This window comes from Roseateles sp. GW821-FHT09H11, assembly GCF_059415845.1.
In genome coordinates this window covers 213,113-231,367 of the sequence record NZ_JBWKOA010000003.1, presented here as the reverse complement: position 1 = coordinate 231,367, position 18,255 = coordinate 213,113, and the positions used below count along the sequence as shown (strand labels likewise).

At 68.2% G+C, this 18,255-nt stretch carries 12 protein-coding genes; 2 read left to right on the top strand and 10 right to left on the bottom strand.

Annotation, left to right across the window (positions count from 1 at the left end):
* Window positions 1–58: 58 nt before the first annotated feature.
* The 3 genes from AC07PR_RS11800 to AC07PR_RS11790 form a co-directional block, all read right to left on the bottom strand.
* Window positions 59–484: a hypothetical protein gene (locus AC07PR_RS11800; RefSeq protein ID WP_495135416.1), complete on the bottom strand. Its 426-nt coding sequence runs from the start codon at window positions 482–484 to the stop codon at window positions 59–61.
* Window positions 485–497: 13 nt separating this feature from the next.
* A complete protein-coding gene (locus AC07PR_RS11795) occupies window positions 498–4,667 on the bottom strand; it encodes an RHS repeat-associated core domain-containing protein (protein ID WP_495135415.1) in 4,170 nt (1,389 codons plus the stop codon).
* A gap of 163 nt (window positions 4,668–4,830) precedes the next feature.
* The gene (locus AC07PR_RS11790; RefSeq protein ID WP_495135414.1) at window positions 4,831–5,856 is read right to left on the bottom strand and encodes an SLAC1 anion channel family protein; all 1,026 of its coding nucleotides are present in this window, start codon (window positions 5,854–5,856) and stop codon (window positions 4,831–4,833) included.
* Window positions 5,857–5,966: 110 nt separating this feature from the next.
* Here AC07PR_RS11790 and AC07PR_RS11785 point away from each other — a divergent pair, with 110 nt between their 5' ends.
* Window positions 5,967–6,917 carry a GlxA family transcriptional regulator gene (locus tag AC07PR_RS11785; RefSeq protein ID WP_495135413.1) on the top strand — a complete coding sequence of 317 codons (951 nt, stop codon included), beginning with the start codon at window positions 5,967–5,969 and terminating at the stop codon, window positions 6,915–6,917.
* A 23-nt stretch (window positions 6,918–6,940) separates the two neighbouring features.
* On the opposite strand, the gene AC07PR_RS11780 is transcribed toward AC07PR_RS11785, so the two are convergent.
* Both AC07PR_RS11780 and AC07PR_RS11775 read right to left on the bottom strand, forming a co-directional pair.
* A complete protein-coding gene (locus AC07PR_RS11780) occupies window positions 6,941–9,649 on the bottom strand; it encodes a DUF2339 domain-containing protein (protein ID WP_495135412.1) in 2,709 nt (902 codons plus the stop codon).
* Between the two features lie 211 nt (window positions 9,650–9,860).
* The gene (locus AC07PR_RS11775; protein ID WP_495135411.1) at window positions 9,861–11,876 is read right to left on the bottom strand and encodes a peptidase inhibitor family I36 protein; all 2,016 of its coding nucleotides are present in this window, start codon (window positions 11,874–11,876) and stop codon (window positions 9,861–9,863) included.
* A gap of 311 nt (window positions 11,877–12,187) precedes the next feature.
* Here AC07PR_RS11775 and AC07PR_RS11770 point away from each other — a divergent pair, with 311 nt between their 5' ends.
* A complete protein-coding gene (locus AC07PR_RS11770) occupies window positions 12,188–13,594 on the top strand; it encodes a carbohydrate-binding protein (RefSeq protein ID WP_495135410.1) in 1,407 nt (468 codons plus the stop codon).
* 107 nt (window positions 13,595–13,701) lie between these two features.
* Here the strand turns inward: AC07PR_RS11770 and AC07PR_RS11765 are convergent, their stop codons facing one another.
* The 5 genes from AC07PR_RS11765 to glxR form a co-directional block, all read right to left on the bottom strand.
* Window positions 13,702–14,052: a GFA family protein gene (locus tag AC07PR_RS11765; RefSeq protein WP_495135409.1), complete on the bottom strand. Its 351-nt coding sequence runs from the start codon at window positions 14,050–14,052 to the stop codon at window positions 13,702–13,704.
* 57 nt (window positions 14,053–14,109) lie between these two features.
* A complete protein-coding gene (locus tag AC07PR_RS11760) occupies window positions 14,110–14,967 on the bottom strand; it encodes an HDOD domain-containing protein (protein WP_483107513.1) in 858 nt (285 codons plus the stop codon).
* A 65-nt stretch (window positions 14,968–15,032) separates the two neighbouring features.
* Window positions 15,033–15,644 (bottom strand): Crp/Fnr family transcriptional regulator, encoded by a 612-nt coding sequence (locus AC07PR_RS11755; RefSeq protein WP_495135408.1) that lies wholly within the window; start codon window positions 15,642–15,644, stop codon window positions 15,033–15,035.
* A gap of 240 nt (window positions 15,645–15,884) precedes the next feature.
* On the bottom strand, window positions 15,885–17,297 hold the full coding sequence (locus tag AC07PR_RS11750) for a glycerate kinase type-2 family protein (protein ID WP_495135407.1): 1,413 nt from the start codon (window positions 17,295–17,297) through the stop codon (window positions 15,885–15,887).
* Between the two features lie 27 nt (window positions 17,298–17,324).
* Window positions 17,325–18,245 (bottom strand): 2-hydroxy-3-oxopropionate reductase, encoded by a 921-nt coding sequence (glxR, locus tag AC07PR_RS11745; protein ID WP_495135406.1) that lies wholly within the window; start codon window positions 18,243–18,245, stop codon window positions 17,325–17,327.
* Between the last annotated feature and the right edge of the window lie 10 nt (window positions 18,246–18,255).

Sequence of the window (18,255 nt, the reverse complement as noted above, 5' to 3'; positions counted from 1 at the left end):
AACGTCGGCGAAGAAAGCGCGGACATTCTAGCGAACCAAATAAATAATTATTCAGCGACTACTTCCCAGATCCGGAAAAACCTTCCGCTGGACGCTCTGCACCGCACGCCAAAACCAACTCAGACGAAATGCTCTGCAGAATCGGCTCCAATATTATTCGGATATTTTCAGGCTCAGAAGAACCCTTGCCAAACGCAGTGATTCGAAGTCCGGACGACGTATCGCGCTGAATTCGACCAGCCAACATCTCAGTAGTTGCACCCAGCGGAATTACAAAGTCCACAATATCGGTCTTCTCAAAATACTTATCAATCTTTTCAATTGGAACTTTGGCAAGAGCCACGCGCGCGCACTGAGGGTAAGAATCAACCGAAACTTCGACATGAAGTTCGCGGCTCCACAAGACATCCCCGCAAGCGACAATGGATACGGTAACACCCAGCATGAGCAGGGCGCGGCCAATTGTTTTATTACTCGAAATCATCATAGACTCCCGGTCAGCGAGGCCGAGCCCCATCGACGAGTGTACCCGGCACTATTGTTGTCGGAATTCTTGGAAAACCCGCGCCCCTCAGAATTCGACCCGCCGCAACAGTACAATTATTATCATAGAGATTGTAAGCAGGCGGCTGCAATCTAATTTGACTCAGCTGCCGGGCTACTGATTCCGCTTGAGCAACCGTAGCTGGCAGCACCACCGCTCGCGTAGGACCATCACGCTGCCACTCGGCGTCATTCAATAGAGCACCCCGGGAATTATTCCCGAGCAACAGGCTATTAATAGAGGCATTTTGACTGTAAAAACCAAGGGACGGACCACCATTTACTCCCAATCCCACGTGGCCATAATCACCGCCGTAGAGATACAGGGTCACCGAAATATCATATGGCCCCATTCCAGGATTATCCAGCCCACGGAAATCAACTCCACCAACCGGATTTGCCGCCACATACGTATAGGCATTCACACCTCCGAGGAGACCGATCGGATCGCTCTGGATATACCGCCCCACCGACGCGTCGTAATACCTATTCCAGTTCTGCCACAGCCCCGTCTCCGCGTCGTAATACTGACCCGGGAATCCGACATTCATCCCGCCGATGGCATCGACAACGACGCTGCGATCGAACGCCGCGTTGTTGGCCCGCCAGACCACGTTGCCCGATGAACCCGTCAGCACTTCAGGTCGGCCGAGATGGTCGTTGTGGCTCGCATAGAACTGGCCGTCGCGCGAAATCCCCAGCAGTTGCCCAGCAGCCCAGAGGTAGATCGTCGTCTGCGGTCCGATCTCGGCGAGCAGCTCGCCGCCCGGTCCGTAGAAGTAGCGCGTCTGCCCCGCCGCGCTGGTCTTCATGACGCGCTGGTTCAGCCCGTTGTTCAGGTACTGCCCGATCGTCACGCCACTGATCGTCGCGCTGTTGAGCCGATTGAACGCGTCATAGCCGTAGCCTCGGCTCCCATCCCAGCGCGACTCGCTGGAGAGGTTGCCCACCGCGTCGTACGAGAAGTTCCGCCAGTTGGCGCCACCCACGCTCATCAAGCGATTGCTGTCCGACGCCAGGCCGTAGCTCGTCGACGTCCCCGCTCGGATCAGCAAGGTCCTGTTGTCGACGTTGTCCACCGCGATGGTCTGATCGTCGCCGGACTTGCCGACCGACGTCAGCCGGTCATTCGCGTCGTAGCCGAACGCGCTCGTCTGCGCCGAGTACACCGAGTCGGTGATCTGCGAGATGTTCTCTCCGAGATGGCCGTAGCCGAGGTTGTGTACGCCCGGACTTTCCAAGCGCTGCAGCAACCCATCGGCGTCCCACGTCTCCATGCGTGGCAGGCCGTTCCCGAATCGCCAGGCATACGGGCGGTCCGTCGCCGGCTGGTAGAGGAAGTTGCTCGCCACCGTCGACCACGGCACCGTCGGCGTGCCCAGCACCGCGCTCAAGCGCCCATACGCGTCGTACTGGTAGCTCACGCTCACGCCCGTCGGATACGTCATGCCGGTCACGCGACCTGCGTTGTCGTAGCTGTAGGACGTCGAGTAGGACTGCCCCGCAATCGTCACGGTCTGCGACGCCAGCTGCCCATCGGGGTTGTAGGCGAAGCTTGTCTGGCCGGACAGGTCGTTCATCTGCGTCAGATGACCCTTGCCGTTGGCGCCACCGTCATAGGTGAACGATTCGACCTGACCGCCCGAGGAGCGGCTCGTCATGCGCCCGACCGCGTCCCAGCCATAGGTCCAGACCTGCCCGTTGGCGCGCGACTCGCTGCTGAGCCGCCCCGCACCGTCGTAGGCATAGGTCGTCACGCCCGTGTCCGGGCTGTTCAACGACACGCGCTGGCCGAGCCCGTTGTAGCCATAGCGGGTCGTCAGTCCGCGCGGGTCCTGCACCGACTGCAGGTTGCCAGCCGGGTCGTAGCTGAACTGCGTGATCCCCGAATCAGGTGCGGTGATGCGCGTGACGCGGTCCACCGCGTCGTAATCCATGTGCGTCGTGTGACCCGAGCTCGTGCTCGTCAGCAGGTTGCCGTTGTTGTCGTAGCTGAAGGTCTGCCGCGCGTTGACGCCGTCGCTCCAGAGCGTCGCGGTGGTGCGTCCGAGGCTGTCGTACTGCGACGATGTCGCGAAGCTCCCCGTGCCGCCGACGACCGGCGTCCCGCCGCTGGATGCCGGCGTGTTGCGCGCGGAACTCGTCGTGCTCGACAACGGCGGCACCGCCACTGCCGTGTGCACGTACTCGCCGCGCACGTTGCCGACATCGGAAAGCCGCATCGACGCCGTGTACCGCCACCGCCGCGCTGATCCATCCGGATAGCTGGCATCCGTCATCAGCCGATCGGCGTTGTAGGCGTAGGTCGTTGTGCGGGCGACGCCGTTGATCGTCGTCGTGGACGTGGTCACGTTGCTCTTGGCGTCGTAGACGAGGTCCGTCGCAACGCCGTTGGCATCGACGACGTGAGACGGAAGCCCGCGACCGTTGTGGCCCGAGTAGCTCCACTGCCGCCCCACCGGGTCGGTGACCGACGTGAGGTTGCCCGCGGCGTCGAAGAGCCAGGTGGTCGTGGCACTGCCGCCCGGCAGGGTCTGCGTGACCGTCTTGCCCGTCAGCACGGCGGACGCGGAATACGTGTAGCCGAAGGTCGTCGTTCGCGTTCCGCCGTTGACGAGGTCCGTGGTCACGATCGACTGCACGTTGTTCAGCGCGTTGCCCGTCGTGAAGTAGGTGTAGTCAATGCGGTACAGCGACGCGCCGTTCGCATCCTTGAAGAGCGAGCTCGCGAGCAGGTCGCCGTTCCAGGCGTTGACCTGCGTGCTCGCCGAAGTCGTGCCCACCGCCGTCGTGAGCTGCAGCAGCTTGCCAGCCGCGTCGTAGCTGTAGTCGTCCTTGTTGCCGTTCCAGTCGAGCGTGTAGTCCGTCCAGCCGTTGGCGTCGTAGGCCGTCGTCGCCGCGGCGGCCGGGCAGGACGAGGTCGGCTGGCGCGAGACCGATGTCAGCTTCTTCCCGCCCTGCAGCGAGGCGAAGGTGTAGACCGTGCTCTGCCCCCGCGCGTCGGTGACCGTCGTGGTGTTGGTGCCGTAGCTGAAGCTGTCGCGCTCCTCGTCACCGGTCAGCCCGCTGAACTGCACACGCTTGTCCGCGTAATAGCCGTAGGTGCTGTAGCGCACGCCGTTGATCGCGATGCCGGTCAGCAGCTTGGCATCGATCGCACCCGCTTCGTAGAAGTAGGTCCGGACGTCGGGCGCGCCGCTGGGCGCGGTGACCGTCGACAACATGCCTTGCGCGTCGTAGCCGTAGGTCCAGATGTTGCCGTCCTGGTCCTTGGCCTGCGTCACCGCGCTGGCAGCGTTATAGGTGAAGTCGATGTAATGCCCGGCGGCATTGGCAATGCGCGACGGCGAGGTCGAGCCCGAGAACGGGTAGGTGTAGGTCACCAGCGGCGAGCTGCCGCGGGTGGTGATGCTGCGGATCGTGTAGGTGTTGTTGTAGAAGTAGCTGACGCCATCCATGTTGATGACGAAGGACCAGTCGCGCGGAACGATCGTGAGCTTGCCCATCGCCGACGAGCCGCTCACGTAATAGACCATGTTGTTGGTCGGATCCGGCGTGAACGTGTAGCTCGCGCCGTCGGGCCGCGTGAAGCGGATCGAGCTCGGGACGCACTTGCCCGGGTAGTCGGCATTCTTGTTGCAGGCGCCCAGCGGTGTCAGCGGCGCGTAGTCGTAACTCGACGTCCACTTCGGACCGAACATGCCCGGCGTGCTGGAGAAGCTGCGATAGGTGCGGCTCAAGCCCAGTCCATAGGAACCGTTGGCGACGATGTCCTGCTCGACCTTGAACTTCTCGCCGGTGGCGATCATCACCGGCTTGTCGGTCGTCGGGGTGTCGCAAGGGCTGTCGGTGCCGCCGTTCGATCCCGCCGGCTTTTCCTTGTTGCCCTTGAGCGGAGAGCCGGCATCACCGCCGAGCGGCGGGACGTTCTGAATCAGCCCCTGATCGACCGAGATGTACTTGATGTAGCCGATCGTCTTCCAGTTGTTGATGCTCGGCGACAACGTGACCTTGTTCTGGCCATCGTCCAGTTTGGGGTGTGGATCGCCGTCGTCATTGGCTGCGTAGGCAACGCCATGCAGACCTGCCGCCAACAGGACGAGCAGTCCAATCGCTGATTTCACGCTCTCTCCCTGATGCGCGTTTTTGTGTGGGAGACGCTATCAGCGGGTCTTCGGGCACTCCTCCTGGGATACCCGCAAGACCTGATACGGCGCATTCAACAATCGCTCGCGTCGTAACGGGAACTTCATTCGCGCTGGCGTGCGCCCGATCCGTCGCGGCCGTTCAGCGGAACAACTGTCCGTTCAACACGATCCGCGCTGTCCTCACGAACAGCACCGCCAACGCCACGCTCAACGCGCCGAGCAGCGCGATCGCCAGCCCCTGGAGCGGCAGTCCGCCTGCGTGATGCGCGTACTTCAGCCCCGCGCTCGCCAGCGCCGCGATCGGGAAGCTGATCCCCCACCACGCCGGTGAGAACGCGATGCTCCGACGGAACACCTTCGGCGCGATCACGAGGAACAGGAACAGCCCGAAGTAGAAAAGCACCGCCGCGAACCGATCGACGCCACCGACGATGTTGGTGTACGCGAGGAAGCCCACCTCGAACGGCGCGACCAGCATCATCAACGACGGCGTCACCCCCGGCGCCAGCGGATCGCGGTGGACGAGGCGGCTCACGATCATCACGAACAGCACCGGCGCCAGCATGGCGCCGAGCGCGCCGGCGATCAGGTTCATCTCCGGCGCCCACGCCATGGGCATGTCGCGGCCCGTGACCGCGATGTCGAGCGTCGCCACGCCGGAAAGCAGCCACGCGGGCATGACGAGCGCGGACTCCAGCTGGCCCTTCAGCAGCCGCGAGACCGCGATGAACGCGAGCGTGAACGCACCCAGCCCGCCGAGCGTCCACAGCGCATGGGCCGTCGTCGGGCTGTAGGGCTCGATCAGCGACGACAGCAGCAGCAGCGAGATCGCGATCGTGCCGAAGAAGTTGCCGCCCACCGGGTGGTGGAACTCCGCGCGCACGGCGTCCGGATGCTTCGCCAGCTTCGCCAGATAACCCGCTGCCATCAGCACGAACACGGCGACCGCGAGCGCGCCGACCGCCTCGCCGATGAACGCGGGCACGTCGAGGTTGCGGTGCGCGAGGCGCCAGGCCAGCGCCAGGCCGGACAAGCCCATCACGGACGCGAAGAGGTTCACCGGCAGGTGACGGATCGAGGCGCCGGCGTGAGCGGAAGACGCCGACGGGCCCGGCAGGCTCGGCGTCACGGACATGGGCGGGGGCATGGGAGGCGAGGCGTGCATGGCGGGCGTCCTTGGCTGAATTTGCGTGTGCTGTTATTTTCTGCCAAGCTCCCTGGGACGTGCCCATCCACGGCACGGCGTTTCCTGCCAATCACCGGGCATTCACCGCCATGCGCATCGCCATCCTCGCCTTCCCCCGCTTCCAGCTGCTCGACGTCGCCGGACCTGCCGATGTCTTCGCGGAAGCGTCCCAGCAGCTCGGCGATGCCAAGGCGTATCAGGTGAGCGTCATCAGCACGGACGCGGGCCTGCTCCGCAGCAGCAGCGGACTGCGCATGGCGGTCGACGCGACGGTGGCGACGCATCGCGGGCGCATCGATACGCTGCTCGTCGCGGGCAGCCCCCGGCGCGACGACATGGCGATCGACGAGGACCTGCGGCGTTGGCTGCAACGCCAGGCGCGCACGGCGCGTCGCTACGGCTCGGTGTGCACAGGCGCCTTTGCGCTGGCCTCCGCAGGCCTCCTGGACGGCAAACGCGTGGCAACGCACTGGAACTCGTCCGACCGTCTCGCGGCCGAGCATCCGGACGCCTGCGTCGAGCCCGACGCGATCTACGTGAAGGACGGGAATCTCTTCACCTCGGCGGGCGTGACCGCGGGCATGGACCTGGCGCTCGCGATGGTCGAGGACGACCACGGACGAGAGCTCGCACTGCGCGTCGCGCGCCAGCTGGTGATGTTCCTGAAGCGCCCCGGTGGACAGAGCCAGTTCAGCGCCCATCTGGCCGCGCAGACGGCGGAGCGCTCCGACGTGAGCACGATCCAGGACTACGTGCTCGCCCATCTGCGCGCGGACCTGTCCATCCCGGCGCTCGCGCGCCGCGCGGGCATGAGCGAGCGCACCTTCGCGCGCGTGTTCCGCAGCGAGACGGGCACGACACCCGCGGAGTTCGTCGAGAACGCCCGCATCGATGCCGCGCGCCGCATGGCGGAGGACTCCGACCTGCCGGCGAAGCGCCTGGCCAACGCGGTCGGCTACGCGAACGTGGACGGCTTCCGGCGGGCGTTCAGCCGAAGGCTGGGGTTGAGCCTGGTCGAGTACCGCAAGCGCTTCACCTAGGCCCGCTGGGCGCGTTGGCGCGTCTACTCCCTGGCCGGTGGCTGCGGCGCCAGATATCCCGCCAGCAGGAACAGCGCCCCCATGCCGAGCAGGCTGCCGACGATGCCCATCGGCGAGAGGGCCAGGCTGCCCAGCGACAGCAGCAGCTTCACCGCCGAGCCCGCCAGGACGACGGCCGAGACCTGCCAGGCCAGGCGGCGACCGCTGCGCGTGCTCAGGAACAGGAAGCCCACGCCAACGGCGGCCAACGCCACCGGCAGCAGGTAGCTGTTCCACGCGAGCTCGAACGCGAGTTGCGGCGGATCCGTGAGGCCACGGACGACGACGTAGCCCATCGCCACGCCCGCCGCCGAAGCGGCGACGCTGCGGACCTGCGCGGGCACGCCCTCGCCGAGCTTCCACCAGGTGACCAGCGCGGCATAGAACGACGCTGCCGCCATCACCCATTCCAGACTGTTCGTGCCGACATGGGGCCAAGCCGCCAGCACCAGCGGGACCGGCGATCCCAGCAGCGCCGCGTGCGCCACGCTGTAGGGCGTGACGTAGAACGCCTTGGCCGCCGGCGCATCGACCCTCAGTCCAAGCAGCACATGCGCGAAGGCGGCGGTACCCGCGACCGCGAGCAAGGCGATCAGCGCCCAACTGCTGTTGAAGATGAAGGCCACGAGCGCCGGCAGCAGATGCGCCAGCCAGAGCAGCGCCTTCGCGCGCTCGGCCGCGCCGGGGCTGAGCGTCCTGCGCAACGACCTCAACGCCACCACCGCGCCGAAGACCACCGGCGTCACCAGTGCGCCGAGCGTCAGACTTCGCGGCGCTTCCCGCGCCACCGTCAGCGTGAGCAGCCATCCCAGCGCCAGGACGGCCGCGTAGATCGTCGGCACGAATCCGACGCCAGCGTTCTTCGAATCCTCCGCATGCTTCGCGGAGGACACGTGCATCGCATCACCGGCGTCGTCCGACGCGAGCGACGCGACCGACGATCGGCCCAGCACATGCGCCAGCGCGGTCGCTCCGAGCATGATCAGCGTGAACACGGGCAGGAGGCGGAAATCGAGCCCGGCATACCGATACGAGAACGCCGCGGCGGCCGAGACCGTCACGGCCGCCGCGAGCGCCGCGTCCACCGCCCTGCCCTCGCGCTGCATGCGCAGGGACATGGCAAGACCTGCCACCAGCAGCAGCGCGGCCGGCCACAGCGCCGGCACGTCCATCACGGCGACGGCGCCCACGGCGAAGAGCACGCGCGCCAGCACGCGCCGGATGACGGACTGCGCGCGCGTCGTCAGCATCAGGATGGCGCCTTCGGCGAAGAGGCCGAAGCTCGCGACCGAACGCGCGAGGTCGCCCTGCACCAGTCCGGCGGCGACGCTCAGCGCGCTCAGCACCCAGGCGGTCTCGCGCAGCGCCTGCTGCCGGAACACCCTGAGCCCGATGAAGGCGAGAACCGCCGCCGTGACGACAGCGACGACCATGAAGGGGGTCGGCGCCAGCAGCCAGCTCTCCAGCGCGATGAACACGACGGTGGTCGTCGAGAAGCAGGCGCTCAGGATCGGGATCTCGCGCGCCGGTGGCGAGGACACATCGCCGCTCGCCAACGCGACGGGACTGTGTCGTTGCGCCCAGGCCAGGGCCCAGCCGGCGAACTGCGCGACGTAGGCCAGCAGCAGCGCCTGCTGCTGCCATGCGGGCAGCGCGGGCTCGTGGTTCGCGCCTGCATAGGCCAGCGAGGCCAGGCCCGTCGCGCAAACATGCGCGTGGATGCCGATTTCCTGCCAGCGGCGCGACAGGCTCACCCACAGTGCGAAGGCCGTGACGATGAGGCCATAGCCGAGGTTGAAGAGCAGCCCGGCGTGGCCGTACATCGCCAGCAGCGGCGCCGCGTAGGCGCCCAGGAAGCCGACGCCGGCCAGCACCTTCGCATCCTCCTTCAGCGCGCGGTACACCAGCACGCCGGAGATCGCGGTGAAGAGCACCAGCGCGATGGTCGGTGAGATGACTTCGTAGCCCGACGCGCCGACATAGGTCGCCAGGAAGCCGATGGCCGCCGCCCCGCCCTGCACGACCTGACCCCAGAGCCCGTTGCGCGCGCTCAGCTTGATGCCGGCGAAACCGAGCGCCGCCGCCGCGGCCCAGCCCAGCGACACCTTGGCCAGCGGCGACAGCAGATGGCCCCACTCGATGGAGCGGAAGAGCACGACGAAGCCCAGCAGCAGCAGGACGATCCCGGCGACGGCGAAGAGGTTCTTGCGCAGCAGGTCGAAGAAGGCGACCTGCCATGACGGCGTGGCGGACGGAGCCGGCGATGCCAGCGCGGCTCGCGCTGCTGCTGGCGGGCGTGCCGGGGCCGTCGTCGATGTCACCGCCGCCGCGGGCACGGATGCAGGCCCGACGGGCACGGACACCGGCTCATCGGGCGCGTGCGCCGCCGGCGCCTGCGGCGCGTCGACGGGGTGAGGCGTTGGCGGCACGCCCTGATGCGACATCGGCACGGCTGCAGTTGCCGTCGCGGCGGCGATCGGCGATGTCGCCGCAGGGAGCGCGGCCGGCTGCTTCGGCACCGGGGCCGCCCCCTGTGACGATGGTGCCGCGTCGGCGGATGCGGACAGCGGACGCGCAGCGTCCTGTCCCGCGAGGCGCTCCTCCAGGACCCGGACGCGCCGCTTCACATTGGTGAGCTGCCACCACAGATAGCCCAGGGCGGCGAGCAGGCAGAAAGCTTCGAAGGAGTCCATGTCGCGCGCGGCCGGAGCAGGTCGGGAGAAGGACCGCAGTGTCTTTCAGGGGCACGCCGCGTCAATGGACGAAAGTCCTGGGTATCTTGAGGCGATACCGGCAGGCTCGGTCACCGGAACGAGAACGCCCCGCGGATGCGGGGCGTCGAGGGAGCGTGCGCCCCGATCAGGCGCAGCGCTCAGGCCCGTCGTGGGCCGATCGAGTGGCGCTTCAACGCGCCGACTCGATCCGCTGCGCGTTCAAGCCATCCGACACGATGAACTCGAAGCGGCCGCCGGCCGGCAGTTCATGCGTGTCCAGCGTCGCTTCACCGCCCTGCAGGTCCTGCGCCAGGTTCAGGCGGCGGGTGCCGTCCGTCCAGGTCACGCTCAGGAACGGCGCGGACTCCGCATCCCAGCGCAGCGTGGCCTTGCCGCCGGCTTCCTTCACCGTCACCTGCGCGCGGCTGCCGCCGGCCGCCAGCGACTTCGCACGGGCGTTGCTCACCTTCGCCTGGGCCTGCGCCAGCGTCACGCCGTCCTTGATCACGCTGATGCTGGCGATGTTGTCGACCTTGGGCACCAGCACGCTGAAGTGCTGGTTGTCGCCGTCATGGTCCAGCGCCATCGCCGTGAAGGCCTGGTCCTGGATCTGGCCGCCCGTCGTCTGCACGCGCAGCACGTACGGGCCGGAGGCCGCGTCAGGCTTGGCGAACAGCGCCTTCACCGGGTTGATCTCGACCTGACGGCCGTTGATGCTGCCGCTCACCAGCAGCACGTCCTGCGCCACCGCCTTGGCCTCGGCCGCCTGCGCCTTGGCCGTGTCGGCCGGCGTCAGGAAGGTCTGCATGATGCGGTAGTTGTAGTCCGAGAACACCGTGCCGCCGCAGTAGCTCATGATGTCGTGGCGGTCCGTCGGGCGCGGGTCGTAGAACGTGTTCGTGTCCGACAGGTAGCTCCAGATGTAGCGGCCCGGCTTGCCCAGGTTGGCGTCCGGGTACGGGTACTTCGGATCCGGCGATCCGGCGCCGCCGCAGGCCGCGTGCGGCAGCGAGAAGTTGTGGCCCAGCTCGTGCGCGACGACGTCGCGCACCGTGTCCGGATTGCTCGGCATGTCGAAGCCGACCGCCGAGTTGCCCGGCACGTAGCCCAGACCCGCCAGGCCCCAGGTGCGCTTCGGGATGAAGCCGAAGTAGTAGTCGTGACGGGCCGCGCCCTCGATGCGGTGCAGGTCGGCGAGCTCGCCCAGGATCTTGCCGAAGGCGTCGCTCCACTGCGCGTCGGTGCTCGGCAGCGTGGTGACCTTGCTCGACACGAAGGCCGGGTGCGATTGCAGCGTGACCGTCGACACCGGGAACAGCGCGCGCAGATGTGCGCTCTGGTCCGTCGGCAACTGGCCCGTCGTGCCGGCGATGCGCACCGGGATCGGCACGAAACGCATCGGCGTGCCGCCGCCCACGCGCGGCGTGAAGCTCTGCGCCGCGGCGCCGGCGACGGTCACCGTCACCTTCAGGCCGTTCTTCACCAGCTCGGCCGGCACGGTGACGGTGTAGGCGTCGTCGAAGGACTGCGTGTCCGACACCGTCGTGGGCAGGCCGCGGCGCGGTGCCGCCAGCACCAGGTCGCGGCTGCTGCCGTCGACGGTGTTGTCGACACGCACGAGGCCTGTCGGCGCGGCGGTGCCGGCCGGCGCGGTCACGTTGACCTTCAGCAGCGCCGGCTTGTTGGCGACCAGCACCAGCTGGTTGTCCGTGCTGCCGTAGAGCATGGACTGCGCGAATTGCACGGAGGCCAGCGTCACGTTCGACGCCACCACCTTCGTGACGCGCATCGACGAGACCGCGTCATTGAGGCTGACCGCGGTCAGGTTGGCGTTGTCCGCCGTCAGCGTCACCGAGCGGCCGCCGAAGTTGATGTCGGCGAAGAGCTCGACCTTGAAGCCCGCGGGCACGCGGATGGACGAGATGCGGTCGTTCCAGGTCGGGCCGATCCAGCTCGTCGTGGTGCTGCGGCACAGGCCGGCGCCGGCGTAGTTGGCGTTCTCGTAGAAGCAGACCTGCGGATCGGCCGCCGCCGTGACGGCGCCCGCGGACGCGGTGCCGCCGCCATTCTGCTGAGCCGCGGACACCAGGGCGCCGGCGCCATCGCTGCCGCCCCCGCAACCGACGAGCACGCCGGCCAGGGCGAGCGACAGGGCCAGCGGATGCAGGCGGAGAGCGCCGTCCTGGCGCGCGGTGGTGATCGTCATGGAATCCGTCCTTTGGAGGTAGGCGGCGGATTATTCGGAGCGCCCTGCGCACGCCGTGCAACGGGTCGCGCCGATTGGTAAGCGGGCGCAAGCAGGTTTCCAGCGTTTCGCGCTTTACAAGGCGGACACGGGCCCGCACGAACGTGGAACGGCGCAACGCCTCGTTGCACTCGATACGGAACGCGCGTCGCCGATTCAGGGACAACCATGAAAGCGATTTCACGAAACGCCACAGAATCGCGGGCGATCGACCGAGGCCGCGCGGAGGTCGCGCAAGCCCGGCCGGTCCTTCAACCCCAAGGGAGCTTGCGATGACACTGTCCGAATCGTTCCGCCGTCCTGTCCTCACCGGCCTGCTGGCCGCGCTCGCCTTGTGCGGCGTCGCGTCCAGCGCCCTCGCCCAGACCAAGGTGGTCGGCTACATCCCGGGCTGGAAGGGCCTGCGCGCCGTGGCCGACCGCACCGACCTGACCAAGCTCACCCACGTGAACCTTGCCTTCGCGAATCCGTCGGGCAGCGGCGCCTTCCTCAGCAACGGCAATCCGACCTGCATGGACGCCTCCGCCGCCGACATCCAGTACGTCGTGCAGAAGGCCCATGCGGCCGGCGCGAAGGTGCTGATCTCGGTGGCCGGCGGCGCGATCCCCGGCTGCTCCGGCAACTGGCAGACGCTGCTGCAGCCGGGCAACCGCGCGGCCACGGTCAACGGCCTGGCGCAGTTCGTGAACACCTTCGGGCTGGACGGCGCGGACATCGACATCGAAGGCGGCGTGCTGACCGCCATCGACCGCGCCGGCAACTACACGCCCTTCATCCAGGCCTTGCGCGCCGCGCTGCCCGGCAAGCTGATCACCGCGGCCACGGCCAGCTACGAAGGCGGGATGATCCCGGTCTCCTCGATCCCGCACTTCGACTTCGTGACCATCATGTCCTACGACAACGTGGGACCGAGCTGGGGTCAGGTCGGCACGGAGCACTCGTCGTATTCGCTCGCGCAGAAGGACGTCGCGACCTGGCAGTCGCGCGGCCTGCCCAAGGAGAAGCTGGTGCTGGGCGTGCCGTTCTACGGCTACGGCTTCAACGGCTACGCGTCGGACTACGGCTTCAACGACATCGTCAACCAGTTCGGCGCGGCGGCGGCGCAGAAAGACCTGGTCGGCACGCTGTGCGCCAGCTGCGGCTACATCACCTACAACGGCATCCCGACGATCAAGGCCAAGACACGGCTGGCGCTGCAGCAGGGCTCGGGCGTGATGATCTGGGAGCTGTCGCAGGACGGCACCGGCGCCAACAGCCTGCTGAGCGCGATCCGCGCCGAGATCGGCGGCACCACGCCGCCGACGACGAGCCGCCTGATCGAGGCCGAGAGCTTCACCAGCCAGAGCGGCGTGCAGACCGAAGCCTGCAGCGAAGGCGGCAGCAACGTCGGCTGGATCGACACCGGCGACTGGATGGCCTACGCCAACGTCAACTTCCCGACCAGCGGCAGCTATCGCGTCGAGTACCGCGTCGCCAGCCCGAGCGGCGCACGGCTCTCGCTGGATCTGAACGCCGGCAGCATCCAGCTCGGCCAGGTCGCGATCCCGGCCACCGGCGGCTGGCAGAACTGGACCACGGTGTCGCACACCGTGAACGTCAACGCCGGCACCTATGCGCTCGGCGTCTACGCGCCGGCCAGCGGGTGGAACCTGAACTGGGTGCGGATCACGAAGCTGTGAGCGCGCGCTGACAGACCGCCGGGATGACTCCCTCTCCCGCTTGCGGGAGAGGGAGAGGGAGTAAGCGTGCCGCGTCGCGCGCGCATCAGCGCCGCATCAGCGCCGCATCAGGAATCCCGGCCGTTGTAGTGCGTGACCGGGATGCTTTCCAGCTCGATGCCTTCGAGGCAGCGGACGTTGATCGCCGCCATCGCGTTGCCCTTCGGGTCCGTGCCCTCGGCATACGGGTGGATCCCGCAGACCGTGCAGAAGCGGTGCTTGATCGCGTGCTTGTTGAAGAGGTAGGTGGCGGCCGCCGACTCGTCGGTCTTCAAGCGGAACTGCGCGCGCGGCACGAACCACAGCAGCGAGCCCTTGCGCTGGCACATCGAGCAGTTGCACGACATCGCGCCGTCGATCTCGCCGTCCACCTCGTAAGCCACGCGGCTGCAGTGGCAGCTTCCCTGGTAGGTCGTCATGCCGTCTCCAAATCTTTTCCTGGATCTTGAAGCGGCCGACCTTACCTCAGCGCCGCGTCACTTGAGCATCAGCTCGACGTCCTGTCCCGGATCCCCGCAGCCGTCCAGGCGCAGGCGCAGGAAGTCGAGGTCCAGGTGGAGATGCTCGACCAGCTCGGGCACCGCGGTCGTGAGTGCGTCGATGCGGTCGACGTCCTGGTCGCAGGCGTCGGCGACCACCTCGGCCAGGTGCAGGATCGCGGCGAGCATCGAGAACGGCCGCACGTCCAGCGGCGCGTTCGTGTCCTTGAAGGCCTCGACCAGATCCGCCGGGAAGTGCCAGTGCGCCGCGAGCGCCGCCGTCACGTCGGCATGGGTGCAGCCGAAGCGGTGCGACTCCAGCGAGAAGCGGCTGCCGGGCTCGCCCGCGTGGGCTTCGACGTCGGCGACCTGGTCGGGCTCGCTCATCGCCATCATCAGCTGGCCCGTGCGCAGCATCAGGCCCGCGAGGTAGGCGGCGTCCGCGTCGCCCTGCAGCAGCTTGGCCAGCAGCCGCGCATGCCCGGCCGTGCGCACGCTGTGCCGCCAGAAGCGTTGGCGGTCGAGGCCCTTCACGTCGGGGAAGGTGCCGGACAGGCTGGCCGCCATCGCGAGGTTGCGCAGCGTCTCCAGCCCCAGCGCCATCGCCGCGTCCTGCAGCGTGCTGATCGTGTGCGACGGGCTGTAGCGCGCCGAGTTGGCCAGGCGCAGCACCTTGGCCGCGAGCGTCGAATCCTTGCCGATCAGCTCGGCGATCTGCCCGAGCGAGACGCCGTCGTCGTCCAGGCTGCGCAGCAGCTTGCGTCCGACCTCGGGCATCACGGGGAGGCTGGCGTGCCCCCCGAGGAAACGTTCCGCGCTGGAACCGGCAGTGGTCACGGCAGTCAGGGGGGTCACGCTGGCGATCGTCACATTGGCCTCCTCAGGACGTAACGACAAGTGTGGCAGCGAGTCTAAGCCGCTCAGCGACCGCGCGCCAGCGCCAGCAACTCGACCCGGTCCAGCAGCCCGATGCGGTAGCCCTGGACCGCCAGCACGCCGCGATCGGCGAGCTGCCGCAGCGTGCGCGACAGCGTCTCCGGCGAGATCGACAGCTGCGCCGCCACGTCGCGCTTGCGCTCGCTGAACTGCACTTCCCCGGCGGCGCCGGCCTGCGCCAGCAGCCAGGCGGCCACGCGACCGGTGGCGTCCTTCATCGTCAGGCCGCGGATCGCGTCCTGCGCGTCCCGCAGCTGCGTGGCGACCGCCCGCACCAGCGCCTCCAGCACCAGCGGCTGCGAGCGCAGCCACATCGCCGCGACGGACATCGGCCAGACCATCACCACCGCCGACGCGGAGACGACGCTGACGTCCTCCTCGTAGCGGCCCTCGAGCCAGGCGGTGTGCAGGTCCAGCCACAGCGGGCCGGTCAGCGGCGCGCGCGCGGCGACCTTGCCCTCGCACAGCGCCAGCATGGCCACCGCGGCATCGCCGCGGCGGATCGCCAGCTCGCCGGCCTTGCAGCGGCGCAACTGCGTCATGGCGGCCAGCGCGGACCAGCTCTCGCCGTCCAGCAGCACGTCGCCCAGCAGCACGCGCCAGGGGATCGGATGGCCGGGCCCGGGAACGAGTCCGGCGCCGGCAGGGGGAAAAGCAACATCGCTGGGGTCAGCGGATCCGTCGGGATCAGACGTCAGATGGGCGATCACGGGCACTCTCGGAAACCGGAAATGCCGGACTGTCCTCGCCCTGAACGGAAATTGCCTTGAGGCGCGTCAACATCCGTTCAATTTCCCCCGTCGATTCGCTCGATGGGGGGATATCTGTGAAACGCCTCAGCGGATCAGCAGCGCGCGGAAGTCGTTGACGTTGGTCTGTGTCGGCCCGGTGATCAGCAGGTCGCCCAGGGCCTCGAACAGCGCGTAGCCGTTGTTGGCCGCCAGCAGGTCCGCCGGCTTCAGGCCGAGCGCGCGGGCGCGCTCCAGGGTGCTGGGGCTGAGGAAGGCCCCCGCGTTGTCCTCGACGCCGTCGATGCCGTCGGTGTCCGCGGCCAGGCCCCAGACCTCCGGCTGCCCGTCCAGCGCGATCGCGCAGCCGAGCACGAACTCGCCGGCGCGCCCGCCGCGTCCCGGCTGCGGCACCAGCGTCACCGTCGTCTCGCCCCCGGACAGGATCAGGCAGGGCTTGGCGAAGGGCTCGCCGTGCCGCGCGACCGAGCGCGCCAGCGCCGCATGCACGCGGCCGACCTCGCGCGACTCGCCTTCGATCTCGTCGGAGAGCACATGCGCGGTGATGCCGAGCGCGCGGGCCGCTTCGGCGGCCGCCAGCAGGCTCTGGCGCGGCGCGGCGATGATGCGCTGCTCATGACCGTCGAAGCAGGGATCGCCGGGCTTGGGCGTCTCCCACTCGCCGCGTTCCAGTGCGTCGACGGCGAGCTGCGGCAGCGCGATGCGGTAGCGGCGGCAGATCGCCAGCGCCTCCGCGCAGGTGCTCGCGTCGGGCACGGTCGGGCCGGAGGCGATCACCTGCGGATCGTCGCCCGGCACGTCGGAGATCATCAGCGTCAGCACCTTGGCCGGCGCGCAGGCGGCGGCCAGCCGCCCGCCCTTGATGCCGCTGAGGTGCTTGCGCACGCAGTTCATCTCGACGATGTTGGCGCCGCTGGCCAGCAGCGCGCGGTTGACCGCCTGCTTGTCGGCCAGCGTCAGCCCCGGCGCCGGCAGCGGCATCAGCGCCGAGCCGCCACCCGAGATCAGGCAGATCACCTGATCGTCGACGGTGGGGTTGAAGTCGCGCACCTTCTGCATCATCCGGGCCGCGGCGCGCTCGCCGGCGGCGTCGGGCACCGGGTGCGCGGCCTCGACCATCTCGATGCGGCGCGGCCGGTAGTCCGGCGGAATGTGGCCGTAACGCGTGATCACCAGCCCGGTCATGGGCGCGCTCACCGGCCAGGCGGCCTCGAACGCCTGCGCCATCGATCCGCCGCCCTTGCCCGCGCCGATCACCAGCGTCCGGCCCTTCGGCGGCGGCGGCAGGTGGCTGGCGAGGATCTTGCCCGGCAGCGCCCGATCCACCGCCACGCGGTAGAGATGCTTGAGCAGCGCGCGGGGATCCGCGAGCAGGGCCTCAGCCGCCGGCGATCCGGCGACCGGCGAGTCCGGACCGGGCGAACCGGGGCCCGACGTCGGGGAGGCCGAGGCGGCCGGGGAAGCGGCCGGGGAAGCGGAATCGTCGTGGGGCTGGCTCATGACCGGCGATTGTGGAGACCTGTCCCCTCAGCCGGCGTCCGTAGTGCTACCGACCTCGTGGTTGGCCAGCACTTCCAGCGCCCGCACCAGCGCCGAGTGGTCGAGCTGGTCCCAGCCCTGCGCTGCGGCGGCCTGCATCAGCTGGGCGGTGTTGGCCGTGTTGGGCAACGCCACGCTCATCGCCTTGGCGCTCTGCAGCGCGAGGTTCAGGTCCTTCTGGTGCAGCGCGATCCGGAAGCCCGGGTTGAAGGTGCGCTTGATCATGCGCTCGCCGTGCACCTCGAGGATGCGGCTGGAGGCGAAGCCGCCCATCAGCGCCTCGCGCACCTTGGCCGGATCGGCGCCGGCCCTGGACGCGAAGACCAGCGCCTCGCTCACGGCGGCGATGTTCAGCGCCACGATGATCTGGTTGGCCACCTTGGTGGTCTGGCCCGCACCCGCGCCGCCGACCAGCGTGATGTTCTTGCCCATCAGCTCGAACAGCGGCTTGATGCGCGCGAAGGTCGCTTCCTTGCCGCCGACCATGATGGACAGCGTGCCGGCCTTGGCGCCGACCTCGCCGCCGGAGACCGGCGCGTCGAGCCACTCGGCGCCGAGCGCCTCGATGCGCGCCGCGAAGTCCTTGGTCGCGATCGGCGAGATCGAGCTCATGTCCACGACCGTCTTGCCCGCGCCCTTGCCGCCGGCGAACGCGGCGGCGATGCCGCCTTCGCCGAACAGCACGCGTTCGACGTCCGGCGTGTCCGGGACCATCGTGAAGATCACCTCGGCCTGCTGCGCGACTTCCGTGGCGCTGTCGCAGACGGTGACACCGACGGCGGCGACGTCCTCGCGGACCTGGGAACGGGTGTGGACGAACAGCTGATGTCCGCCTTGCGCGAGACGCACCGCCATGGGCGCGCCCATGATGCCCAGGCCGATGAAACCGATCTTGATGCTCATTGCCATTGCTCCTGAA

Coding starts and splice junctions, on each gene's coding strand:
- AC07PR_RS11800 (WP_495135416.1), bottom strand. CDS start 484: ATGATTTCGAGTAATAAAACAATTGGCCGCGCCCTGCTCATGCTGGGT.
- AC07PR_RS11790 (WP_495135414.1), bottom strand. CDS start 5,856: ATGCACGCCTCGCCTCCCATGCCCCCGCCCATGTCCGTGACGCCGAGC.
- AC07PR_RS11785 (WP_495135413.1), top strand. CDS start 5,967: ATGCGCATCGCCATCCTCGCCTTCCCCCGCTTCCAGCTGCTCGACGTC.
- AC07PR_RS11780 (WP_495135412.1), bottom strand. CDS start 9,649: ATGGACTCCTTCGAAGCTTTCTGCCTGCTCGCCGCCCTGGGCTATCTG.
- AC07PR_RS11775 (WP_495135411.1), bottom strand. CDS start 11,876: ATGACGATCACCACCGCGCGCCAGGACGGCGCTCTCCGCCTGCATCCG.
- AC07PR_RS11770 (WP_495135410.1), top strand. CDS start 12,188: ATGACACTGTCCGAATCGTTCCGCCGTCCTGTCCTCACCGGCCTGCTG.
- AC07PR_RS11765 (WP_495135409.1), bottom strand. CDS start 14,052: ATGACGACCTACCAGGGAAGCTGCCACTGCAGCCGCGTGGCTTACGAG.
- AC07PR_RS11750 (WP_495135407.1), bottom strand. CDS start 17,297: ATGAGCCAGCCCCACGACGATTCCGCTTCCCCGGCCGCTTCCCCGGCC.
- glxR (WP_495135406.1), bottom strand. CDS start 18,245: ATGGCAATGAGCATCAAGATCGGTTTCATCGGCCTGGGCATCATGGGC.